The organism is Candidatus Binatia bacterium (genome assembly GCA_036504975.1).
GTDB lineage: Bacteria > Desulfobacterota > Binatia > UBA9968 > UBA9968 > JAJPJQ01.
Map to the genome: position 1 here is coordinate 1 of DASXUF010000039.1, position 21,760 is coordinate 21,760.

Below are 21,760 nucleotides of genomic sequence, written 5' to 3' on the forward strand. Positions count from 1 at the left end.
GCCGATCAACAAGAAGCATCGACTTTATCGGCGTTCGCTCGTTCGCGGCGTCAAAGCGCTCGCCGCCGGGGTCGGTCCGAAATGCGAGGTCGTCTTTCTCGGCAGCATCGCGAGCGGCAAGTACCTCGACATCCTGACCGAGGTTCTCGGCGACCGGCTCCGGGTCCCCGCCGAATTCATCGGCAGGGGCGACATGCAACGCGGCGCGTTGTTGCTTCGCTGCGTCCAGGAAAACCGCGAGTTGGACTATGTCCCAGCGTCTTCGGCAGTATCAGTATTGACTCGCGTGAATCTGCGCGTTAGAGCGAGTTCAGAAGATAATCGGGAAGGAGAATTATATGGCACAGCGGGTCAAAGTCGATTGCCGAAAGTATCCGAGCGACAAAGGCTGCACGGTGACGATCTCCGGCTCGGTGGACGAGGTGGTGGAGCTGGGCTGGCTCCACGCCAAGGTGCATCACGCGCACAAGGACGAGGAAGAGAAAGGGCTCAAGGACTGGATTCGCGGCAATGCCGAGCCGGCAAACGACTGAAGGTTATTCTCTCTTTAAATAAACCGTCTCGGCGGCGCCGGCGCCCGAGCCGCGGACTTTGAAACCTTCGGCCGCGAGGCACTGCTCCAGCGCGGCGAGGAAAAGCAGCACGTTGTTCGCCGTGCTGCCGCCGCCCATCAAGCCGACGCGCCAGACGCGTCCTTTGAGGACGCCAAGCCCGCCGCCGATCTCGATATTGAATTCGTCGAGTAGGTTCTTCCGCACGCGCGCGTCGTCCACGCCGTCGGGGATGCGCACGGTATTCAATGTCCAGAGACGTGAGTCCGGTTCAACGTGCATCTTGAGCCCCATCGCCTCGACGCCGGCGATCAGCGCGCGGTGATTCAGCTCGTGGCGCCGCCGCCGGGCTTCCAATCCTTCTTCGACGATGATCCGCAGCCCCTCGCGCAGCGCGTAGTTCATCGTGATCGGCGCGGTGTGATGATAGGTGCGCTCGCTGCCCCAATAATTCGCGACCAGGCCGACGTCCAGGTACCAGGCGCTTGGTTTCGTCTTCCGTTCTTTGATTTTCTTTAAAGCCCGCTCGCTGAAAGTCACCGGCGACAGGCCCGGCGGGCAGGAGAGGCCTTTCTGCGTTCCTGAGTAGCAGCCGTCGATGCCGTTTTTATCGATGGCGACTTCATGCGCGCCGAGGCTCGTCACCGCGTCGATGAGCAGAAGCCCGCCGCGCTCGTCGGCGATCTTTCGGAGCGGCGCGATCGGCTGCAAGACGCCGGTCGAAGTCTCTGCCTGCACGGCGAAGATCGCCCGCGCTTTCGAGCCGTTCCACGCCGCGCGGACCTTGTCGAGGTCCATCGGCTTGCCCCATTCGGCATCGACGCGGATGCACTTCGCCCCGAGGCGGGTCACCATCTCGCACATCCGCTCGCCGAAATAGCCGTTGACGCAGACGACGATTTCATCGCCGGGCTCCAGCAGGCTTGCGACCGTCGCTTCCATCCCCGCGCTGCCTGTACCCGAAATCGGAATCGTCAAACGGTTCTCGGTCTCGAAAACGTAGCGAAGCAAAACCTGGATGTCGTCCATGCATTTGAGAAACAAAGGGTCCAAGTGCCCCAGCACCGGCGCCGTCATCGCCCGCGTCACGCGATCGTCGACCGGACTCGGCCCCGGTCCCAGCAAAATTCTTCGCGGTGGATGAAACTCGGGAAGTGAAGGCTTCTCTCCAGTGGCCATGCCGGCGCTCTCCTTTCGCGCCACAATAACATCGCACCGGAGGAAGCTCAAATCGATGAAATCGCGTGCGCCGAGTTCCTGGACCGGAGGGTTTCCGCCGCGGTTCCTACGATTGGGTTTCAACGGTCTTTTAGGTATAGTCGGATTCTATGCGAAGAGCGATGGTGTTCTTTTTTGTCTTGTGGTTGGGAGCGGAAGTAGCGTGGTCTCAGTCGATCGAGGATATACAGAACTGCGAACAAGATGCACAGAACCAACCTGATCTAGCCATCCATCATTGCACGCGCGCAATTAACTCAGGCCGGTTGTCGGATAAAAACCTGTCTACGGCGCTTAACAACCGTGGAATTGCCCACATCATCAAAGGCAATCTTGACAGTGCAATATACGATTTCACTCAGTCGATACGGTTGAGCCCGAACGAGGCGGGTGGTTTTCACAACCGCGCCCAAGCCTATTTTACGAAGAAGGATTATGACCGCGCGCTGAGCGACTATCAATCGGCGGCGCGGATCGATCCAAAGGGAAGTGACGCCCGCGCGGTCGGCCTGGTCTATTTCTATCTCGGCCGCATGGCGGAGAGTGCCGAGGCGTTGGATCGCGCGGTGAGGGCCGACCCGCAAGACAAATATAACGTTCTCTGGCGCTATCTGGCACAGGCGAAAACGAGTGGCCCCGATGTCGCTCAGCGCGAGCTACGCGACAGCGCGGCAAAGCTCGATGATGGCGGAGCGCAAAAAGAACGGCCTCTGGAGACGGCGGCGAATTGGCCGACGCCGGTCATCGATTTTTACCTGGAGAAAATAAGCGAGAAGGCGATGTACGCCGCGGCGGAGGATCGGGATTCGGCCGCGAAGCGTGAAAAACTCTGCGAGGCGAGTTTCTACGCGGCTGAAGCGAAACTGCTAAAAAAAGAGAGTAAGGACGCGATTCCATTGCTGCGAACCGCGGAGAAGGACTGTCCAACGGCTTTTGCCGAGGCCCACGGCGCCAGCGCCGAGCTCAAGCGGCTGGGGCAGTGAGGGTTGGAAAATCTGGCGCCGGACCTTAACAAATTGTTTTCGGCGGATGAAATTCAGCAAGTGAAGGATCCGACAAAGCCTCGATATTGTGACGCAGGCTGAGCTCTTCAACCCGGTCCAAGAGCGTCTGGAGGTCCGATTCCTCCAATGACGCTATTTGGCGGGCCAATTCTTCGACTCCTTTCGTCATTGTTTGTACCTCCTCCAAATCCGATGAAGATAAAGCTTAACACAACGATTTCCTTTTCTCCACACAACGCCTCAGCCAGCGGACGGGATTGCTGGTTGCATCTGGCGAAAAGGCGTTCTTGCGGGGGTAAGACCCGGATGATATGACGTGAGGCGGACTTTTGGATGAAGATCTCTCTGACTCGCCGACAGAAGAAATGGGGAATAATTACTGGCAGCGTGGTGCTCGCGCTACTTCTCATCATCACTTTCCTTCCGATGGTGGTTCGGAAGGTTGCGGTGAGCCAGATCGCCGCGGCGACGAAGCGGAACGTTGCTATCGAAGACATCGATATCAACCTGTTCACCAAGAGAATTGCCATCAAGGGCTTTCGGCTGGCGGATAAGACGCGGCCGGATGCCTTCGTTCAGTTCAAAGACCTGGCACTCAAATTTTATTACCTGCCGCTGTTTCGCGGCCATTTGAAGCTGGCGGAGTTTAATCTTGTAGCGCCGGCTGTGAACGTGGCGCGCACGGGGGCGAACGAGTTCAGTTTTTCGGATCTGCTCGCGGGTGAAAAAAAAGAAACCAAAGAGGGTGGGATCGATGTCACCGTCGATCGCTTCAAGCTGTCGGAAGGCATCATTGTCCTCGAAGACAGCGCGATCACGCCGGCCAAGTCCTGGAAAGCCGAAGGGCTCAACTTCGACCTCGCTGATATTTCCACACGGAAGGGGGGACCCGCGGGGAAAGCGACGTTGTATCTCACGCTGGCGGGCACGCCGATTTCCATCAACGCTTCCGACCTTTACATCACGCCGACCAACGGCCAGGCGGTGCTCGAGTTCGAAGGCTTCGATCTCGCGCTGCTGCTTCCCTATGTTCCATCCGACACGCCCGCGACGCTGCAAAGCGGACGCCTGAGCGTCGCGCTTGCGCTCAAGTACGGCGGCGAAGGCACGCACCTCGACGGCGACGTGCGCCTGGAAAAATTGGCCGTGCTGCAGCAAGGCAAAGAACGTCCGTTTCTCTCGGCGCCGGAGCTCAAGATCAACCTCAGAAATATCAACGTGAACAACGGTGTCTTCAACATCGCCACCGTCGAAGTTTCCGGCGATCCCACGGTGGTCGATATGAGTCTCACGCCGCCGTCGCAATTCGATCTCAACAAGTTGAAAGTTGCCGTCGAAAAACTGACCTGGCCGCAGAACGAGCCGGCGACTCTCCAGATCAACTCGCAACTGCCCAAGGGCGGCGCGCTCGATATCGGCGGAACGTTTACGCTCAAACCCGTCAAGGCCGATCTCAAGGTGCGGCTGAAAGACGCCGATCTCTCGGCGTACCAGCGCTACATTCCAATCTCGACGCCGTTAGCGGGGAGGGCCGAGACCGACCTCGCCGTCGTTGTTTCCATGGAGGGCGCCCTACAGGCTAGCGCCAAAGGCAGAGCGAGCGTCAGCCGCCTCGTGTTGGGTCCGCCCAAGACGCCGGTCGTAGCGATCGAGCAGGCGAACGTAGCTACCATAGATATCAACTGGCCGGGGCAGATAAAAATCGCGCGCGTGCAAGTCCGAAAACCATCGGCGCTGATCGAGCGCAATAAAGACGGCACGCTGCCGCTTCGTACTATGCTTGCAGCCCCGGGAAGTGAAACAAAACAGACCGCCGCACCGGGGAGCGAAACAAAACAAAAAGCCCCTCCCTCCGCCGACGCTGCCAAGAAACAGGACGTCGCGCCGTCTCCGCCGGCCAAACAGGAAGTCGCCGCGACTCCTAAACCGAAACCATCCGGCAAGCCCCAGCCGCCGAAGACGGCAATCGACATCGGCGAGATCGTCGTCGAGGAAGGATTCGCCCGCTTCATCGATCGGACGGGAGAGCAGCCGTATACCGAAGAGCTGTCGCGCCTCGCCATGAGCATCAAAGGTCTCAGCAACGCGCCGGGCAAAAAGGGCAGGCTCACGCTCCAGAGCGTCATCGGCGCCACGGGCGCTTTCTCGCTGCAGGGCGAGATCGCGCCGCTGGGAGAAACCCTCTGGCTCGATCTCGACGGCGAGCTGCGCGACTTCGCGATCCCGCGCGTCAATCCTTATGCCAACGCGCTGCTTTCCTGGATCGCGCGCGACGGACAATTGGGCACCAAAGTCCATTTCAAGCTCGACGGCGACAAGCTCGATGCCAAAACCGAGATCGTCGTCGGACGTCTCGACCTCGTCCAGGCGAGCGACGACGACAAGGCGAAAGACAAGATCGGCCTGCCGCTCGGTCTCATCGTCGCGCTGATGAAAGACGCCCGCGGCGAAATTCGCGTCAACGTGCCGGTCTCCGGAAGCTTGAGCGCGCCCGAGTTCAGCTTGAGCGAAGCGATCTGGACCGCGGTCAAGAACGTGATCGTCAACGTTCTCGCGGCGCCTTTCCGCGCCATCGGCCGGCTTTTTACTTCGGGCGATAAGATCACGGGCTTCGCCATCGATCCCGTGCGCTTCGAGCCGGGAGGCGCGGCGCTCAACGAAGCGATGGGCGAGCAGCTCGCCAAGGTGCACGAGTTTCTCCGCAATTCGCCCTTCGTCCGGCTGTCTTTGTCGTCCGTCGTGAGCGAGGCGGATCTCGGCGCTCTCAAGACGCAAGAGGTGACCGCCAAGATTCAGGCGTATCAAAGAGCGCAGAACATCAATGACCTGGCGCCGGCGGCGCAGAGATATTTCCGGCAGAGATTTCCCAAGATCAATCCACCGGAAACCGTCGAAGGGATCGTCGCGGCGCTGCGCGACGTCGAGCCGCGTCCGGAAGGACAGGCGCAAAAGCTCGCGGCCCGCCGCGTGGAGGTCGTGCGCGAGCGGCTCGGCGCTGCCGGAACCGACGCCAAGCGTCTCGAAGCGGCAGCGAAGAGTCCGGCGGCCGACGCGAAGGGCGACGGCCGCGTCGAATTTTCCGTCGTACCGTGAACGCCTTAATCTCAACCCTCACCCGTTCCCTCTCCCTGCCAGGGAGAGGGTGAGCATGAGGGGTAGGATAGCTTAGAAAAGCACCAGCCGATGTTCTTGCCATCACTTATTCTCGGAGTCGTCGGAATCATCGCCAGCAGCGCCGCGGTCTTCTATCTCAATCAAAAAGGCGGGGACGCGCGAAAGTATTGGCTTATAGGACTCGCCGGTCTCTTTCCCGCTTGGCTCATCGCGTTCCTCACCGTCATTCAGCCCGCAAGCCAATCGGCGGTCGATGTCCCGTTGCCGCCGCGCGCGCTCTTCTCCTCGGCGATCGGCTTGATCGGCGTCATCGCCACGGACTACTTCCTTCGATGGTCGCAACAGTCCGGTCGCGAGCTGTCGCCGGTCACCTGGTGGGTGATCGGCTGGCTGGCTCTAGTGCCGGCGTGGCTGATCGTGACAATCAAATTCTAGCACCCTCACCCCAATCCCTCTCCCTCTGGGAGAGGGTGAGGGAATAAAGCGGATCGCTGAATGAGCCGGAATGACGATAAGCTCGGTAGGGATTACTGTCCGGAAAGTTCGGCGGTGAGCGTGACAGAAGCGCGCACCTGGATCGTGCCGGACTCAACCGGCGTCGGAGCGGCTTGCATTCCCGCAACTCCCGCTCTCAGCTCCTGCATGACCGGACGGAACGCTTGTTCGCCCTCGTTCAACGAAAGCACCCTGGCAATCTTCAAACCCAGCGCCCGCGCCATGTCTTCTGCTTTGGATTTCGCCTTCGCCGTCGCGTTGCGCAGCGCCTCGCGCCTGGCCGCGTCTTCGTCCTTCAACGTGAAGGCGAGCCGCTGAATCCGGTTGGCGCCCGATTGCGTCGCCGCATCGATCAGGCTTCCAACGCCGGGTAGAGCGCCGGTCCGCACGCGGATGATGTTCGTCGCCGTGTAGCCGGTGATCTCCGGTTTCCCGCCTTCTTTCGGGTAGCGATAATTCGGGGTGAGGGAATAGCCGATGGTTTTGACTTCGTCTCCCGATCCGAGCAGCTTCTTCACTTCGACGATGACTCTGGCGAGCTTCGCGGCATTCTCTTTTCCCGCCAGCGGCGCGGTCTTCGCTTCGGTCACGACGCCGACTTCGATCTCCGCCAGATCCGGCTCCATGGTAACCAGCCCCTCGCCGGTTACTGTGACCGAGGGCGCCATTGGCTTGTGATGGTCGTGGTGCTGAGCGTATGCGACGGCGGGCAGGAACGTTGCCAGAGCAAGCGCGATGATGAACGACATGACAACTATTTTATCACTGACGTCGCGACGCATTGCAAGCGAAACAGAGCGAGCCTGAAATAGACATTTTGTCCTCGTTCGGTTAATTTAGATTCCATGAGCGATCGGGCGAGCGGCCGGTGACGCAGCTCAGGTTTCTCGGCGCGGCGGGTACGGTCACCGGCTCGCGGTTCCTTCTCGAGGCGGGCTCCCGGCGGGTTCTCATCGACTGCGGTCTCTTTCAAGGGAAATCCGAGCTGAGACAAAAAAACTGGGGAGCGCTCGGCGTCGATCCCGAAACGATCGACGCCGTCATCCTCACTCATGCGCACATCGACCACACCGGCTATCTGCCCCGGCTCGTCAAGAACGGCTTCAACGGCCCCGTCTTCGCCTCGGCCCCCACCCGAGCGCTACTCAATCTCCTGCTGCCCGATGCCGGGCGGCTTCAGGAGGAAGAGGCGCGCTTCGCCAACGAGAAGGGCTATTCGCGGCACAAGCCGGCTTTGCCGCTCTTCACCGAGGAGGACGCGCGCCGCGCGCTCCCGCTCGTGCGCAATTCTTCCTTCGGTTCTCCCATAGAGATTGCGCCCGGCCTTTCCTTCACGTTTCACCGAGTCGGCCATATTCTCGGCGCCGCGTTCATCCTTTTCGAGATCAGTAACGCCGCCGGGGAAAAGATGAAAATCGTCTTCTCCGGCGACGTTGGCAGGAAAGATATTCCGATCCTAAAAGATCCGGAGCCGATCGCAGGCGCCGACTACGTGGTCCTCGAATCGACGTATGGAGACCGGCTGCACGGCGGCGAGAGTCCGAAAGAAGCGCTCGCGCGCGTATGCCAACGAGTCATCGAAAAGGCGAGCGTGCTCTTGGTCCCGGCCTTTGCCGTGGGGCGCACGCAGGAAGTGCTCTACCATCTCCGCGCTCTGCAGCGTGAAGGACGCCTTTCGCCCGGACTCCCGATCTACATCGACAGCCCGATGGCGATTTCGGCCGTGGATCTGTATTGCGATTACACTCCCGAGCACGACATCGAGATGACCGAGCTTCGCGACCAAGGGCGCTGTCCGATCGAAGGGCCTTCGGTAAGTTTCTCGCGCTCCTCGGACGATTCGAAGAAGTTGAACCGTTTGCGTGGCCCGGCGGTAATCATCTCGGCATCGGGAATGCTGAACGGCGGCCGCGTGCTCCACCACCTCGTCCAGCGTCTGCCTAATCCCGACACCACTCTTCTTTTTGTCGGCTACCAGGCGGAAGGCACGCTCGGGCGGCGCATACTCGAAGGAGAGCGCGAGGTGCGTGTGCTCGGGCAGGCGGTGACGGTCGCGGCGCACGTCGAGGAAATTCCGGCGCTGTCGGCGCACGCGGACTCGGGAGAGCTCGTCGAGTGGATGTCGGCGATACCGGAAAAACCGCGCGAGATCTTTCTCGTCCACGGCGAGGACCGGGCGCGCGATGCGCTGGCCGAGTCGCTCCGCGACAAGCTCGGCTTCAAGGTATCGCTGCCGCGGCAAGACGAAATCCGGGAGCTATGATGCTTCGACCCTTCGGCTTCGCTCAGGACAGGCAAGCTCAGCATGAACGGAAGAAAAACACCCGCCGTTTTCAAAGTCTCAGCCGTTCGTCCTGAGCCTTGTCGAAAGAAACGGCCTGCTACTCAGGACAGGCCTGTCGAAGGATAAACGGGGAGAATTCGACACCTGCCATGGCTGAACCCAATAACAGGACAACTTCCGAAACCCGCTGGGGGAAGACGCCCGGCGCCGACGAAGAAGTACGCTTTCTTCGGGGGCCGCAGGAGAGGCGGCGCGAGCTCGCGCGCGCGCTCAGGATCTTTTTTGAATTCATGCGCGGCTTTCGCGCGCTCCACTTCGTCGGCCCGTGCGTCACCGTCTTCGGCTCGGCGCGTTTTCGCGAAGATCACCGGTACTACGCGCTGGCGCTCGAGGTCGGCGCGCGCCTCGCCCGCGCCGGATTCACCGTCATGACCGGCGGCGGGCCGGGCATCATGGAAGCGGCCAATCGCGGCGCGAAAGAAGCGGGCGGCAGGTCCATCGGCTGCAACATCGAGCTGCCTCAGGAGCAGAAGCCCAACGCCTATCTCGACAAGTGGATCACCTTCCGGCACTTCTACGTGCGCAAAGTGATGCTGGTGAAATATTCCTACGCCTTCATCGCGATGCCGGGCGGCTTCGGCACGCTGGACGAGATCTTCGAGACCGCCGTGCTGATCCAGAACGGCAAGATTCGGGAATTTCCGCTGGTCATCATGGGCAAGGACTACTGGCAGCCGCTGCTCGACTTCATGCGCGAGCGGCTGCTCAAGGAGGGGACGATCGACGCGGTCGACACGGAGCGCATTCTCGTCACCGATTCTCCCGAAGAAGCGGTCGAGTCGATCCTCAAGGTGGCAACCGGACAGTTCGGTCTGAGCTATGTGCCCAGCCTAAAACGTCGATGGATCTTCGGCGAGCGAGCGTGAGGGTGGATATGCACGAGGATCTGGGACCCCCGTTTCTTGTCTACTATTAGACATTGTCGGTCTGTCAGCGGTGCTATAGGATGGGTCTACCTAGGAGGTAAGTCGGTTCACGGCAGCAATTGATTTTCATTTTATCGGCGCGTAAGAGGAGAAAGGCCGCCACGGCTTAACCGCTGTGGCATGGACTTCGGCTCCGGGTTTGCAGCGAAGGTTCTGGTTTCACGACCTGACCCGCCCTCTTCCAAAATCCAGAGGCTATCCAGAGCCTTACTAAGGAGAGAGTCATGAATCCTCTTTTTCTGATCGCCGCCCCCTTGGTGTTGATCATCATAGGGATGATATTGAACGGCATCGGACTTTCGTTCGATCAACCGACCACCTCGACCGAGGAAGACCCCGCCAGGAAATTGACCGCCGAAAGGCAATCTTACCGCAGCTTTTTCGACCAACAGAGAAAACAAGCTCTGAAAAGACAACAAAGAGTAGGTCAGTATAGCTGGCTTGTGCTGGCGGTATCTATTGTCGCGTTCGCTTGGGTGTATTTCGACACGGTCAATAAGACCGCGGCTTTAAACCAAATCGCCGCGATGCAGACCATGGCCGTCGCGGAAGGAAAAGATCTGGTCCTGTCCGTAACGCTTCGCGACGGGAATAACGTTAAATACGTCATCAAAGCAGACGAGACCGGGCCCACCGACGGCGCCGTGAAGAACGGATTCTCGAAAGAGCCCGTTCCGGCGTGGGAGGTATCGAGATTGGCGACGGCTTTGAGCACCGGCGATAAGACATTGCCTCTCGGCATAGCGCTGACGATTGCAAATTAAGAGTGCCGGTTCGCGGCTGAAGGCGAGGTGAAAGAGTTGTGACTTCACCCGCCTTCAGCCGTTTTTGCGCCTCTAACGACGATTTCCGCTTGACCCCTGCGCCCGAGTTAGATTACTTTTAGCCGCATTTGTTGCGCAACAAAAGAAAGGCCTGATAGGTACCGTGGATCCAAGGAGCTCACTCATGTCGGTCAAAGATCTCACGTTGGGCTTGCTCGTCCAGTACGGCTTTCAGGTCCTCGGCGCGCTCATCATTCTCGTCGTCGGCGTTCTGCTGGCCCGCTGGGTCGGGAACTTGTGCGATCGATGGCTCCAGTCCTACGTGAAAGAGCCGCCGACGCGCACGCTGATGGTCCGTATCGTCCGCATCACGGTCCTTCTACTGACGCTGCTGGTGGCGCTCGACAAGTTCGGTTTTCAGATCGCGCCGTTCGTGGCGGCTATCGGCGTCGCGGGCGTGGGCATCGGACTGGCTTTTCAGGGAGTGCTCGGCAACATCGTCGCGGGGCTGTCGATCATCATCACCAAGCCGTTTCGCGTCGGCGAATATATCGAGCTGGCCGGCGTTCATGGACAGGTGACGACGATCGAGCTGTTCTCGACCAGCCTGATACAGCTCGATCAGTCCCGCGTGGTCATCCCCAATCGCAGAATCGTCGGCGAGATCCTGCACAATTTCGGCGCGGTCCGCCAGCTCACCCTCACGGTAGGAGTCAGTTATGGCGCCAATCTCACCCAGGTGCTCGCGGTCGCGAGAGAGGTGGTGGCGGCAAACCCGCGCGTTTTGAAGCAGCCGGCGCCGGTTGTGGGCATCGGCGAGTTGGCGGCGTCGTCCATCACCGTGGTCATTCAGCCATTCGTCGCGGTCGCGGACGTTGTCCGGGCCAAGCCGGAGTTGTATCAGGCGATCGTCGATCGGTTCAGGGCGGAGAATATCGAGATACCGGTTCCTTCGTATGAAGTTCGACTCCTTCAGCCGGCGCAATCATGAGACACGGGAGCGTCCTTTTAAGATTTGTAGCGACCGCCGTTTTTCTGATCGGCGAGGGGTGCTCATCGACTTCGATCACGTTGAGCAAAGAAGGCCGGGCGCAGCTAAACAATCAGGCCGAGATCGGCGCGGTTCATCACGAGCCCGCGGCATTCTACGCCGATGCCGGATTCTTCGGCCTGATCGGCTATGGGAGGTCGATTTCGGCGGGAAAAGAAATCCGGGCGAAGTACCGGCTTGAGGATCCGGCGTCGGCGGTCAAGACAAACTTTGTCCAAGCCCTGGAAAAGGAATTCAGCGCCATCAAAGTTCGCGCCATCGACCGGCCCGTCGCCGCCGACGATCTCGCGGCGGTGAAAAACGCGTACGCGGGACCGTGGGTTCTCGATTTCAAGACGATCGGCTGGGGCTCGGCCATCGAAGGCGGCGTTGAATTTACGCTCCGGGCGCGCCTGATTCGCAACGCCGACTCAAGAATCGTCTGGCAGGGGACGTGCAAGTACGAGACGAAGAGCGGCAAGAGTAAATTGTTGACGGGGGACAGCCCGGCGCTCCTGCAAAAGAAGTTTCAAGCGGGCGTGGCGCCTTGTGCTGATTCACTTTGGAATCAGTTCCAGGCAGATCGGTAGGGGCACGGCGCGCCGTGCCCTACTCGCCTTTGTATCTCGCGTCGAGCGCGTACTTTTCCTCCAGCCCGATGATGTCGTGAAATTCCTCGAACGGGATGAGGCGGTCCATGACTTCTCCGGTCGTTCCCGTGCGCTTGAGCGTGCCGTAAACGTCTTGTAACGCGCGCGCCGACGCGTAGAGCGGGCCGAGCGGCCAGACGATCAGGCCGAAGCCTAAATCTTTCAGCTCCTCCGGTCCCATCAGCGGCGTGACGCCGCGCTCGATCATGTTGGCGACGAGCGGGCCGGGAACCTTACGCCCGATCTCGCGCATCTCTTCTTTCGTCAGCGGCGCTTCGATAAAAACCGCGTCGGCGCCGGCTTCCTTGAACGCCTGCCCGCGCCGGATCGCTTCCTCCAGGCCGATCGCCTGGCGCGAGTCGGTGCGCGCGACGATGAAAAAATCTTCCTTGTTGCCGCGCGCCTCGACGGCGGCTCTGAGCTTCTTAAGATACTCTTCGAGCGGTATCACCTGCTTGCCTTTCATGTGACCGCAGCGCTTGGGCCAGATCTGATCTTCTAAAAACATGCCGGCGGCGCCGCCGCGGATCAGCTCTTTCACCGTGCGGATGGTGTTGATGGCGTTGCCGTAGCCCGTGTCGGCGTCCACGATCACCGGGAGGTCAGTGACCGAACAGATGCGCTGCGAGGCCGAGAGCAAGTCGGTTTGCGAGAGCAAGCCGAAGTCGGGCTCGCCCAAATACGTCGCCGACACGCTATAGCCGGTAATGAAGATGACATCGAAGCCGGCGCGCGAGGCGATCTTCGCGCTGAGACAGTCGTACACTCCCGGCATCACCAGGACGCCTTTCTCTTTCAACACCTCGCGGATCTTTTCCGCTTTGGTCATAAGGCCTCCGTTTCGGATCGCGAAAGCTGATTCAGGCTTCTTAACATTCTGTTTTCGCCAGGACAACTTTAATCTTCTCAGCTATTTCTTTTACCAGCCGGTCGCGGTTGGCTCGCGTGACTTCGATCAGCTCGACGTCGTTTCTGGCTTTGAGCTGCTCGATGAAGCCTTTTCCTTTTTTGGCGATGGTCGCGAGGATGTTGGAAGGCCGGGCGAGAAGATCAATCAGTCTGTTTCTGAATTTGGCGGACAGCAGCTCCATTTTCCCGATCTCGTCAATCACGTAGAGATCGGCGGGCGAATTTTCCGGATCGAGTTGGGGGAGCGCGAGCCTTTCGAATTCTTCGAGGTGGACCGAATACCTGCCGACCGTAGGCTCCTTTCTGCCCACCGAGGCGAGAGTTCCTTCCTCGCCGTCGAGCGTTACGAATCTAAAGCCGATCCGTTGGCCTCGATGCCTCTTCTCCTCGGTGTAGAAACCGGCGCATTGGACGCCGTCGATTTGCTCCAAAACCGCGCGGATCAACGTGGTCTTGCCGACGCCGGGAACGCCGGTGAGGAATAATCTCATGAGGCATGATTTGCCCCTCAGATGCTTTGAATGCAAGCCGTCATGATAAATTATCTCGGTGCCTGAGGCGCCCAGCCTTTCAGTTCTTGCTCGGCCTGCTTGATAAAACGGTTCTCGAAGACACGCTCCGGCGGGATGTCTTCGGTTACATCGGCCACCTGTTTGCCCAGTGAAATCACCGCGCGCTCCTGATCCTCGTTGAGATGACCCGACGGCAGCAGGGCGTCGCGCGTCGATTCGTAGGTCTGAACCGCGTCGTCCCGGCTGAGCCTGAACATCTGCATCATTTTCGCGACGATATATTCCCGCTGTGCCAGCATGAGCTTGAGTCCCTTGGATGAGGCGCGGACCATTTTCATAACCTCTTCGGGGTCGCGGCGAATTTTTTCTTCGGAGGTCCCCAAGCCCGCCTGCGGCCACTTCACGTAATCGGTGGCGCTGGCGAGTTTTCGATAGCCCATCTGCACGGCCTTGAAATTGCCCGGAGGGGTGGCGAGGGTCGAATGAACCGTCCCTGCTACCAAGGCGTTGAAACGGTCGCTGGAAGCTCCGACGACCAGAAAGGTCATATCCTTGACGGGATCGAGACCATGGCGCCTCAAGATCTCGCGCATGGTGAACTCTGATGCGCCGCCGAAGGTGTTGATGCCGACCGTCTTCCCTTTCAGGTCCGCGATCGAACGGATGTCCGGCTGCGCCACCAGCCAGAAACTTGCCATCTCAGCCGTGAATATCAATTTGAGCGGCTGCCGGGCGCGGATCACCGCATCGACCACCGGGCCGCCGGTGATAATGTAATCGAAATTTCCCGCGATCATTCCTTTCACTGCGATGCTGCCGCCCCTCACCAGGACGAATTCCGGTATAATTCCTTCCTCGCGAAAATAGCCCAACTCCTTTTCCAATAAGAACCGCAACGCCGAGGGCGCAAACGACGTGTAGGCGACGATCACCTTCTTCGGCGCAGGCTCCGCGGGCCAGGCCGTTCGGGCCGGGAAGAGTCCCGCGATGATCATCGAAGAAGCGATCGCGAACGCAAGCGGCGCATTTTTTCTAAAGCGCATCGTTACTCTCGGCAAGTCGCCAGGAATCCCGTAAACGACCGCATCAGAGCGGAATGCTGTCTGTTCTTATGAACGGCGATATACAGCGCCCGCTTCAACTTGAGCTGCGGGACATTGAGGATTTTTATTCGTCCCGCCTTCACGTCGTTGACGACATGGCATTTTGAAAGAAATCCGATGCCAAGTCCGCTTCCGACCGCGTTCCTAACCACGTCTCTGCTGCCGATATCGAGGTTGACTTGCAGCGACGGCACAAAGGAGAGTCCCTTCTCGACAAACTTCTGCTTCATGATGTTGTGGAGCGTGCTTATCAGACGCTCCTTAGCGAGGAGCTTCAACGGAATCGAACGTTTCTTCGTCAAGGGATGGTTGGGCGGGGCGATCACAACGACCTCCTCTTCACGAAAAGGCTTGGCGACGATGAGCGGCGAACGCGGCGCCACGCCCATGACGGCAACGTCGAGCTCACCCTCTAGCAGCATTTTTTCCAGATCATCGCTCCGCTGAATTTTTAAATCGACCTCGAAGTCCGGATTTTCCCTTTTAAATTGTTGGACGGCGGCAGGAAGAAAAGACGCCCCGGCCACAACCGATCCGCCGATTCGGAGCGTGCCTTTTTTCAGGCCGCTAAATTCCTCCATTCTTTTCCTGAAGTCATCCTCCTTGCCGAGGATCTGGTGCGCGTAGCGCAGCGCCTCTTCCCCGGCGCTGGTGATACGGGTCTTGATGCCGAGTTTTTCAAAAAGCTTGACTCCCAGCTCGCGGGATAAGGACTGCACCAAGGTCGTAGCGGAGGGCTGGGTTATCTGGAGGAGCTTGGCGGCTTTGGTGAAGCTGCCGGTTTTCGCGACCGTGGTGAAAACCTTCAACTGCCAGAGGGTCATGGCAAGATATTATCTTGGCGCCTGCGGCGTCCACGCCGCGAGGTCGCGCTGCGCCTTTTGCACAAAGCGATATTCGAAAACCCGGCCCGGCGGGATGTCTTCAGCCGGATTTCCTCCGGGCTTGATCATGGAGATCACGGCGATCTGGTCTTGCTCGGCGAGGCTGCCGGAAGAAACCGCTTCCTCTTGCAGAGCCTCGTAACTCTGAGCCGCTTCTTTTTGCGTGACACGGAACGACTGCATGACCTTCGGAATAACGTAATCACGCTGCGACAACGCGAAGCGAAGGCCTTTAAGCGCCGCGCGCGCCATCTTTTCGACCTCCTGCGGGCTCCGGCGGATTTTTTCTTCCGTCGTCGCCAACCCGGCCTGCGGCCAGCGAACGTAATCGATGGCTTTGGCAACCTTTCTGTAGCCCATCTCTATCGCTCTAGAGTCGAACGGAGCGGAAAGAAAAGTCGCATGGACGCCCCCCGAGACCAAAGCGGCGAAACGATCGACCGAGGAAGAGCCTAGTCCCAAGTAAGTAATGTCTTTAAGCGGGTCCAGGCCGTGGGATTTTAGGATCTCCCGCATGATCAGATCGTTGCTGCTGCCGATGGAGGCAATCCCGATGGTTTTTTTTCTCAGATCCTCCACGGAACGAATCTGCGGCTGCGCGATTAAAGAATAATGTGTTCGCAGCGTCGTGAACACAATTTTGAAAGGTTGACGAGACTGAACGACGGCGGGCACCACGGTGCCGGTCGGCACCATGTAGTCGAAGCTGCCTGCTAACATCGCTTGGCCGGCGATCACGCTGTTCCGCGTAAGAATGAATTCCGGGTTGAGCCCTTCCTTGCGGAAGAAGCCCAAATGTTTTTCTAAGGAAAACCATACCGTTGAAGGAGTCAGAGAAGCATACGCTACGGTTATTTTCTTAGCCGGGTTTTGTGCAAAAGCATGCTGAAGGTAATCCGCGCAAATCACGCAAAGCACGGCCGTAAGCAAAGTTTTGCCGAAACTCATCTCCGTTTCTTATGTGGGCTCCTCATCGAGGAGCGTGCGGTGTCCACCCCTTGAGCGCTTGTTCGGCCTGTCTGACAAATCGGTAGTCGAAAATTTTCTGTGGCGGAATTTCATCCGTGATCTGAGCAACCTGTTTCATCAGGGCAATATTGGCAAGTTGATCGTTCTCGTTAAGGTATCCGGCGGGAACCAGGATCTCCTCTCGCAGCTCATCGTAAGTGCGCACGGCGTCTTCCGGACTAAGGCGAAACATTTGCATCAGCTTCGCCTGTACGTATTCCCGTTGGCTTGAGACCAGCTTAAGCCCTTTGAGCGAGGCCAGTACCATCTTGTAAACTTCGGCAGGCTGCCGGGCTATTTTATCTTCTCGTGTGGCGATTCCGGCCGCCGGCCAATGAACATAATCGGTCGCCTTGGCGATTTTCCTAAATCCCATTTGTGTGGCCTTTAGATCAAAAGGCGTAGCCAGGACGGCGGCCTGCGCCGTTCCTCCGACCAGGGCGGCGAACCGTTCTTGAGAAGCGCCGGCGCCAATCAGCACTGCATCTTTAAAAGTATCGAGCCCGTGTTTCTTGAGAATCTCCCGGACGGTGACCTCGGTGATGCTGCCTAATCCGCCGGTCGCAATGCTCTTTCCCTTGAGATCCGCGACCGACCTAACACTTGGCTGGCTCACGATCCAGTAATGCATTTTCGCGGCGGTGAGAACGAGTTTTAGCGGATAGCCTCCACGAACGACGGCGTCCAAAATGGCCCCGGTGTTATGAACGTAGTCGAAATTTCCGGCTATCAAGCCTTTGACTGAGAGTCCTCCGCCGCGCACCAGAACAAATTCCGGTTTGAGATCCTCCTGCCGGTAAAATCCCAGCTCTTTCTCAAAGAGAAACCACGTCATGAACGGAGAGTAGGCCGGATACGCAACGGGCAAGCTCTTAAAAGGCTCCGACGAATTCGTCACGACAGGAAAGGTGACGATTACCGGCAATATAAAAGAAATGACGAACCTTGCTGATTTAGGGAACAACATCTTATGTCGTCTCAGCGTTTTCGGAATAAGAATTGTACCAAGGTCCTAGCAAAGGGCTGGGTTGTCTGGAGGAGCTTGGCGGCTTTCGTGAAGCCGCCGGTTTTCGGGAGCGTGGTAAAAACCTTCAACTGCTAATTGCCAGAGCGTCATGGCCAAATTATCTAGGTATCTTAGGCGTCCACCCTTTAAGCTCTTGCTCGGCCTGTCTGACAAAGCGGTAGTCGAAAACGCGCTCGGGCGGGATTTCATCTTTGACTCCGCCTGCCTGTTTCATTATGGCAATATTCGCGAGCTGGTCTTCTTCGGCGAGATAGCCGCTGGGAACAAAGACTTCCTCCCGCAACTCCTCGTAAATGCGCGCCGCTTCTTCCGAGCTGAGACGAAACATCTGTATCAGCTTCGCGTGGACATAATCCCGCTGGCTCAAAACTAACTTGAGACCTTTGAGCGCCGCCAGCACTATTTTGTAAACTTCGGACGGTTGTCGGGCGATTGTTTCTTCGCGCGTTGCGATACCTGCGGCCGGCCAGCGAACGTAATCGGTGACCTTGGCGATTTTTTGATATCCCATCTGAGCGGCCTTAAGATCGAAGGGAGTGACGAGGACGGCCGCCTGCGCTGTTCCGCTGACCATAGCCGCCAACCTCTCCTGAGGTGCGCCGGCGCCGATCAGTACTGCATCTTTAAAAGGATCGAGCCCGTGCTTCTTGAGAATCTCCCGTACGATGACCTCGGTAATGCTGCCCAGCCCGCCGGTTGCGATGCTCTTTCCCTTGAGATCGGCTACAGAGCGAATGCCTGGCTGGGCCATGAGCCAGTAATGAGCTTTCGCGGCGGTGAAGACGAGTTTGAGTGGAGGACGTCCAAGAACGATCGCCTCCAAAGCGGCGCCGGTATTGTGAATGTAATCGAAATTGCCCGCAATGAGCCCTTTGACGGAAAGACCTCCGCCCCTGACCAAGATAAATTCGGGGAGCAATCCTTCTTGCCGATAAAATCCTAATTCTTTTTCCAGCAAAAACCACAGGAAGAACGGGCCGACCGAGGGATACGCGACCGCGACTTTTTTCCCGGGTGCTTCTGCGGCATAGGTGGTTCCAGCGGCGCCAGAAACGAGAAGCCCCAGGCTAATTGCGAGCGCGGATGACCATTGGAAGATCCTTAACACCTGGCTCCTCCTTTTTTAACAAATCTCTAAATGCTCGCACTGGGGCAGCGTTCTGCCGGCTCCTATGGATGACTATATGGATGTCTCTTTTCAAATTAAGTTCGGGAACGTGAAGCAGCTTTACCCGCCCTGCTTGGATATCGCCGATCACGTGACATTTCGCAATGAAGCCGATACCGAGACCCTTTGCCACAAAGTTTCTAATGAGATCCCTCACCCCGAATATCTCGCTGATGTTGATGGCCGGGGTAAAGTCGAGACCCTCTAGTGCGAACCTCTGTTTCAGCATTTTGCGAACTGTCGAATTATTCTGAGGCGCAATCAGAGGCTCCTTTGAAATCTGTCCCAACGATACGCGGCGTTTATTGGTTAATGGATGTTTGGGCGGTGCAATGGCAACGAATTCTTCCTCGTAATAATGTTCTGAAACTAGCAGATGGGAGGACGGCAGCCAGCTCATAAAAGCGAGGTCCAGATCACTTTCCAAGAGGTCTATTTCCATTTTTTCGTTGCTTTCAACTTTTAGAGTGACTTCGATTCCGGGATATTTCTCTTTGAATTTTTGCATTATCGTAGGAAGAAAGGTTGCCGCTGCAATCGGCGCTGCGCCGATGCTTATTTTCTCTGTCCTCAGTCCCGAGAATTCATCCATTCGTTGCTTGAAGTTGTGTACCTTTTCCAGCATCTGATGAGCGAAACGGAGCGCCTCTTCGCCCGCGCTGGTGATGTGGATTTTGGCGCCGAGTTTTTCAAAAAGCTTGACTCCAACCTCACGGGATAGGGTTTGAACCAGAGTGGTGGCGGAGGGCTGGGTTATTTGGAGGATCTTGGCGGCTTTGGTGAAGCTGCCGGTTTTCGCGACGGTGGTGAAAACCTTCAATTGCCAGAGGGTCATAGGAATTACTGTCTCGGTATCGCAGGCGTCCAGCCCTTTAGTTCTTTCTCCGCCTGCTTGATGAAGCGATTCTCGAAGACGCGCTCCGGCGGGATGTCTTCGGTTACATTGGCCACCTGTTTGCCCAGTGAAATCACCGCGCGCTCCTGATCCTCGGTGAGATGGCCCGACGGTAAAAGTGCATCGCGCGTCGCTTCGTAGGTCTGAGCCGCGTCGTCCCGGCTGAGCCTAAACATCTGCATCATTTTCGCGACAATATATTCCCGCTGCGCCAGCATGAGCTTGAGTCCCTTGGATGACGCGCGGACCATCTTCATGACCTCATCGGGATCGCGGCGAATCTTTTCCTCCGAGGTCGCCAACCCGGCCTGCGGCCACTTCACGTAATCGGTGGCGCTGGCGAGCTTTCGATAGCCCATTTGCACGGCCTTGAAATTACCCGGGATTGAGAGGAGAGCGGAATGAACCGCCCCAGATACCAAGGCGTTGAACCGGTCGTTGGACGCTCCCACGACCAGAAACGTCATGTCCTTGACGGGATCGAGGCCGTTTCGCCTCAAGATCTCCCGCATGGTAAACTCTGTGTTGCCGCCGAAGGTATTGATGCCGACTGTTTTCCCTCTCAGGTCCGCGATCGAGCGAATGTCCGGCTGAGCAACCAGCCAGAAACTGATCATCTCGACCGTGAAAAGTACTTTAAAAGGCTGCCGCCCGCGGATCACGGCGTCGATGACTGTGCCACCAGGAACCATATAATCGAAATTTCCGGCAAGGAGTCCTTTCACTGCTATACTACCACCCCTGATCAAAACGAACTCCGGTATCAATCCCTCCTGCCGAAAATATCCAAGATCTTTTTCTAACAAGAACCATAACTGCGACGGGGCAAACGAGGTATAGGCTACCATCACCTTCTTCGGCGCAAGCTCCGCGGGCCAAGTCATCGGCGCCGGGAAGGTCCCCGCGACCAATGTCCAAAACCCGAAGGTTGTTGCAAACGTTACAATCCTTCTCGGACTCATTGTCGCTCACCGTACTTCGAAAGGTGATCGGTGAAGGATTTCATAAGAGCGGAGTGTTGTCGGTTCTTGTGGACGGCGAGATACATGATGCGCTTTAATTTGAGCTCGGGGACATTTAAGATTTTTATCCGTCCTGCCGCAACATCATTGACGACAAGACACTTGGAAAGGAATCCGATGCCTAGCCCGCTTGCGACAGCATTCCTGACCACGTCCCTGCTGCCGATGTCGAGGTTCACTTGTAGCGAAGGCACAAACGAAAGCCCCCTTTCAATAAACTTTTGTTCGACAAGGTCACGGAGAAGGATCCCTTTCTCGGCACTGATCAGACGTTCAGCGGCAAGCAGCTTCAAGGGAACGGCGCGCTTCGTAGTAAATGGATGGTTGGGAGGGCAAATCACTACGACCTCCTCCTCTCGAAGGGCCTTTCCAGCCACAAGACGCGACCGGGGAGCAAAACCCATAATGGCAACATCCAGCTCACCCTCCAACAGCATTTTTTCCAGATCATCGCTCCGCTCAATTTTCAAAGCGACCTCGAAGTCCGGGTGTTCCTCTTTAAATTGCTGGATGGCCGCAGGAAGAAAAGACGCCCCGGCTACGACCGAGCCGCCGATCCGGAGCGTGCCTTTTTTCAGCACGTTAAATTCCTCCATGCTTCGCCTGAACTCATCCTCTTTCCCAAGTATCTGATGCGCGTAACGGAGCGCCTCTTCGCCCGCGCTGGTGACATGAATTTTGATGCCGAGTTTTTCAAAAAGCTTGACTCCCAGCTCGCGGGATAAGGACTGTACTAAGGTCGTAGTGGATGGTTGGGTTATTTGGAGGGCCTTGGCGGCCTTGGTGAAGCTGCCGGTCTTTGCGACCGTGCTGAAAACCTTCAACTGCCAGAGTGTCATAATAGGAGTAATTTTCTATCTTGCGCGAAATCGGAAGTCAATGAAAAACTGGGGCAAGATTAATGTCCGATGACGGCAATGTTGCCGGGAGGTAAAGAAACAGAACCGGGACTCGACGCAAGTTCCTGACGTGGTTTCCGGTATTCACCTGATTGCGCCCGTCCGCGCTCCTGCTAGGCTGAAAGATCAAGAAAAGCGGAGGAAATGTTTTGATGAAATATCGGGTGGCGCTTTCCGGATCTTACGGCGGCATGAATCTCGGCGACGAGGCGATTCTCGAAGTGGTCTTGAGAGAAC

23 protein-coding genes are annotated in these 21,760 nt (G+C 57.7%); 9 read left to right on the forward strand and 14 right to left on the reverse strand.

Going from position 1 to position 21,760, the window contains the following annotated elements; genetic code table 11:
• Positions 1 to 199: hypothetical protein (locus tag VGL70_05280; GenBank protein HEY3302932.1), on the reverse strand; the 199-nt coding region annotated here is incomplete at its 3' end.
• Between the two features lie 139 nt (positions 200 to 338).
• Between VGL70_05280 and VGL70_05285 the strand changes: the two genes are divergently transcribed.
• On the forward strand, positions 339 to 533 hold the full coding sequence (locus VGL70_05285) for a DUF1059 domain-containing protein (GenBank protein HEY3302933.1): 195 nt from the start codon (positions 339 to 341) through the stop codon (positions 531 to 533).
• Between the two features lie 3 nt (positions 534 to 536).
• On the opposite strand, the gene VGL70_05290 is transcribed toward VGL70_05285, so the two are convergent.
• On the reverse strand, positions 537 to 1,730 hold the full coding sequence (locus VGL70_05290) for an alanine--glyoxylate aminotransferase family protein (GenBank protein HEY3302934.1): 1,194 nt from the start codon (positions 1,728 to 1,730) through the stop codon (positions 537 to 539).
• Between the two features lie 410 nt (positions 1,731 to 2,140).
• Between VGL70_05290 and VGL70_05295 the strand changes: the two genes are divergently transcribed.
• Complete coding sequence (locus tag VGL70_05295) at positions 2,141 to 2,752, forward strand: tetratricopeptide repeat protein (GenBank protein HEY3302935.1); 612 nt, start codon at positions 2,141 to 2,143, stop codon at positions 2,750 to 2,752.
• Positions 2,753 to 2,777: 25 nt separating this feature from the next.
• Here the strand turns inward: VGL70_05295 and VGL70_05300 are convergent, their stop codons facing one another.
• The gene (locus tag VGL70_05300; protein ID HEY3302936.1) at positions 2,778 to 2,942 is read right to left on the reverse strand and encodes a hypothetical protein; all 165 of its coding nucleotides are present in this window, start codon (positions 2,940 to 2,942) and stop codon (positions 2,778 to 2,780) included.
• A gap of 164 nt (positions 2,943 to 3,106) precedes the next feature.
• Between VGL70_05300 and VGL70_05305 the strand changes: the two genes are divergently transcribed.
• Together VGL70_05305 and VGL70_05310 are read left to right on the forward strand one after the other, a co-directional pair.
• Positions 3,107 to 5,866 carry a DUF748 domain-containing protein gene (locus tag VGL70_05305; protein HEY3302937.1) on the forward strand — a complete coding sequence of 920 codons (2,760 nt, stop codon included), beginning with the start codon at positions 3,107 to 3,109 and terminating at the stop codon, positions 5,864 to 5,866.
• 90 nt (positions 5,867 to 5,956) lie between these two features.
• On the forward strand, positions 5,957 to 6,322 hold the full coding sequence (locus tag VGL70_05310) for a hypothetical protein (GenBank protein HEY3302938.1): 366 nt from the start codon (positions 5,957 to 5,959) through the stop codon (positions 6,320 to 6,322).
• A 92-nt stretch (positions 6,323 to 6,414) separates the two neighbouring features.
• Here the strand turns inward: VGL70_05310 and VGL70_05315 are convergent, their stop codons facing one another.
• Positions 6,415 to 7,131, reverse strand: a complete 717-nt coding sequence (locus tag VGL70_05315; protein ID HEY3302939.1) for an SIMPL domain-containing protein — start codon at positions 7,129 to 7,131, stop codon at positions 6,415 to 6,417.
• Between the two features lie 119 nt (positions 7,132 to 7,250).
• Here VGL70_05315 and VGL70_05320 point away from each other — a divergent pair, with 119 nt between their 5' ends.
• From VGL70_05320 to VGL70_05340, 5 genes are all read left to right on the forward strand, one after another.
• Entirely contained in the window at positions 7,251 to 8,645 is a 1,395-nt protein-coding gene (locus VGL70_05320) for an MBL fold metallo-hydrolase (GenBank protein ID HEY3302940.1), read from the forward strand.
• 170 nt (positions 8,646 to 8,815) lie between these two features.
• Entirely contained in the window at positions 8,816 to 9,592 is a 777-nt protein-coding gene (locus VGL70_05325; protein ID HEY3302941.1) for a TIGR00730 family Rossman fold protein, read from the forward strand.
• Positions 9,593 to 9,876: 284 nt separating this feature from the next.
• Positions 9,877 to 10,416 (forward strand): hypothetical protein, encoded by a 540-nt coding sequence (locus VGL70_05330; protein HEY3302942.1) that lies wholly within the window; start codon positions 9,877 to 9,879, stop codon positions 10,414 to 10,416.
• Positions 10,417 to 10,600: 184 nt separating this feature from the next.
• Positions 10,601 to 11,407, forward strand: coding sequence for a mechanosensitive ion channel domain-containing protein (locus tag VGL70_05335; GenBank protein ID HEY3302943.1), 807 nt, complete (start codon positions 10,601 to 10,603; stop codon positions 11,405 to 11,407).
• Positions 11,404 to 12,036, forward strand: a complete 633-nt coding sequence (locus tag VGL70_05340; GenBank protein HEY3302944.1) for a hypothetical protein — start codon at positions 11,404 to 11,406, stop codon at positions 12,034 to 12,036. The genes VGL70_05335 and VGL70_05340 overlap by 4 nt, the downstream gene beginning before the upstream one ends.
• 19 nt (positions 12,037 to 12,055) lie before the next feature.
• On the opposite strand, the gene VGL70_05345 is transcribed toward VGL70_05340, so the two are convergent.
• From VGL70_05345 to VGL70_05390, 10 genes are all read right to left on the reverse strand, one after another.
• Complete coding sequence (locus tag VGL70_05345) at positions 12,056 to 12,925, reverse strand: isocitrate lyase/PEP mutase family protein (GenBank protein HEY3302945.1); 870 nt, start codon at positions 12,923 to 12,925, stop codon at positions 12,056 to 12,058.
• A 40-nt stretch (positions 12,926 to 12,965) separates the two neighbouring features.
• Positions 12,966 to 13,496: an NTPase gene (locus tag VGL70_05350; protein HEY3302946.1), complete on the reverse strand. Its 531-nt coding sequence runs from the start codon at positions 13,494 to 13,496 to the stop codon at positions 12,966 to 12,968.
• A 50-nt stretch (positions 13,497 to 13,546) separates the two neighbouring features.
• Positions 13,547 to 14,560: an ABC transporter substrate-binding protein gene (locus VGL70_05355; protein HEY3302947.1), complete on the reverse strand. Its 1,014-nt coding sequence runs from the start codon at positions 14,558 to 14,560 to the stop codon at positions 13,547 to 13,549.
• 2 nt (positions 14,561 to 14,562) lie between these two features.
• Positions 14,563 to 15,444 carry a LysR family transcriptional regulator gene (locus VGL70_05360; protein ID HEY3302948.1) on the reverse strand — a complete coding sequence of 294 codons (882 nt, stop codon included), beginning with the start codon at positions 15,442 to 15,444 and terminating at the stop codon, positions 14,563 to 14,565.
• 9 nt (positions 15,445 to 15,453) lie between these two features.
• Positions 15,454 to 16,452, reverse strand: coding sequence for an ABC transporter substrate-binding protein (locus VGL70_05365; protein HEY3302949.1), 999 nt, complete (start codon positions 16,450 to 16,452; stop codon positions 15,454 to 15,456).
• A gap of 22 nt (positions 16,453 to 16,474) precedes the next feature.
• Positions 16,475 to 17,479 (reverse strand): ABC transporter substrate-binding protein, encoded by a 1,005-nt coding sequence (locus tag VGL70_05370; protein HEY3302950.1) that lies wholly within the window; start codon positions 17,477 to 17,479, stop codon positions 16,475 to 16,477.
• Between the two features lie 157 nt (positions 17,480 to 17,636).
• Entirely contained in the window at positions 17,637 to 18,647 is a 1,011-nt protein-coding gene (locus VGL70_05375; protein ID HEY3302951.1) for an ABC transporter substrate-binding protein, read from the reverse strand.
• The gene (locus VGL70_05380) at positions 18,607 to 19,542 is read right to left on the reverse strand and encodes a LysR family transcriptional regulator (GenBank protein ID HEY3302952.1); all 936 of its coding nucleotides are present in this window, start codon (positions 19,540 to 19,542) and stop codon (positions 18,607 to 18,609) included. The genes VGL70_05375 and VGL70_05380 overlap by 41 nt, the downstream gene beginning before the upstream one ends.
• 5 nt (positions 19,543 to 19,547) lie before the next feature.
• Positions 19,548 to 20,564, reverse strand: a complete 1,017-nt coding sequence (locus VGL70_05385; protein HEY3302953.1) for an ABC transporter substrate-binding protein — start codon at positions 20,562 to 20,564, stop codon at positions 19,548 to 19,550.
• Entirely contained in the window at positions 20,561 to 21,463 is a 903-nt protein-coding gene (locus tag VGL70_05390; protein ID HEY3302954.1) for a LysR family transcriptional regulator, read from the reverse strand. Before VGL70_05390 ends, VGL70_05385 begins: the two co-directional genes overlap by 4 nt.
• Positions 21,464 to 21,760 lie beyond the last annotated feature (297 nt).

Excerpts from the sequence above, each read along its gene's own strand:
- VGL70_05380 (HEY3302952.1), bottom strand. The coding sequence starts at position 19,542 with ATGACCCTCTGGCAATTGAAGGTTTTCACCACCGTCGCGAAAACCGGC.
- VGL70_05350 (HEY3302946.1), bottom strand. The coding sequence starts at position 13,496 with ATGAGATTATTCCTCACCGGCGTTCCCGGCGTCGGCAAGACCACGTTG.
- VGL70_05305 (HEY3302937.1), top strand. The coding sequence starts at position 3,107 with ATGAAGATCTCTCTGACTCGCCGACAGAAGAAATGGGGAATAATTACT.
- VGL70_05365 (HEY3302949.1), bottom strand. The coding sequence starts at position 16,452 with ATGAGTTTCGGCAAAACTTTGCTTACGGCCGTGCTTTGCGTGATTTGC.
- VGL70_05360 (HEY3302948.1), bottom strand. The coding sequence starts at position 15,444 with ATGACCCTCTGGCAGTTGAAGGTTTTCACCACGGTCGCGAAAACCGGC.
- VGL70_05325 (HEY3302941.1), top strand. The coding sequence starts at position 8,816 with ATGGCTGAACCCAATAACAGGACAACTTCCGAAACCCGCTGGGGGAAG.
- VGL70_05385 (HEY3302953.1), bottom strand. The coding sequence starts at position 20,564 with ATGAGTCCGAGAAGGATTGTAACGTTTGCAACAACCTTCGGGTTTTGG.
- VGL70_05330 (HEY3302942.1), top strand. The coding sequence starts at position 9,877 with ATGAATCCTCTTTTTCTGATCGCCGCCCCCTTGGTGTTGATCATCATA.
- VGL70_05335 (HEY3302943.1), top strand. The coding sequence starts at position 10,601 with ATGTCGGTCAAAGATCTCACGTTGGGCTTGCTCGTCCAGTACGGCTTT.
- VGL70_05390 (HEY3302954.1), bottom strand. The coding sequence starts at position 21,463 with ATGACACTCTGGCAGTTGAAGGTTTTCAGCACGGTCGCAAAGACCGGC.
- VGL70_05315 (HEY3302939.1), bottom strand. The coding sequence starts at position 7,131 with ATGTCGTTCATCATCGCGCTTGCTCTGGCAACGTTCCTGCCCGCCGTC.
- VGL70_05300 (HEY3302936.1), bottom strand. The coding sequence starts at position 2,942 with ATGACGAAAGGAGTCGAAGAATTGGCCCGCCAAATAGCGTCATTGGAG.
- VGL70_05370 (HEY3302950.1), bottom strand. The coding sequence starts at position 17,479 with ATGTTGTTCCCTAAATCAGCAAGGTTCGTCATTTCTTTTATATTGCCG.
- VGL70_05355 (HEY3302947.1), bottom strand. The coding sequence starts at position 14,560 with ATGCGCTTTAGAAAAAATGCGCCGCTTGCGTTCGCGATCGCTTCTTCG.
- VGL70_05310 (HEY3302938.1), top strand. The coding sequence starts at position 5,957 with ATGTTCTTGCCATCACTTATTCTCGGAGTCGTCGGAATCATCGCCAGC.
- VGL70_05345 (HEY3302945.1), bottom strand. The coding sequence starts at position 12,925 with ATGACCAAAGCGGAAAAGATCCGCGAGGTGTTGAAAGAGAAAGGCGTC.
- VGL70_05285 (HEY3302933.1), top strand. The coding sequence starts at position 339 with ATGGCACAGCGGGTCAAAGTCGATTGCCGAAAGTATCCGAGCGACAAA.
- VGL70_05290 (HEY3302934.1), bottom strand. The coding sequence starts at position 1,730 with ATGGCCACTGGAGAGAAGCCTTCACTTCCCGAGTTTCATCCACCGCGA.
- VGL70_05340 (HEY3302944.1), top strand. The coding sequence starts at position 11,404 with ATGAGACACGGGAGCGTCCTTTTAAGATTTGTAGCGACCGCCGTTTTT.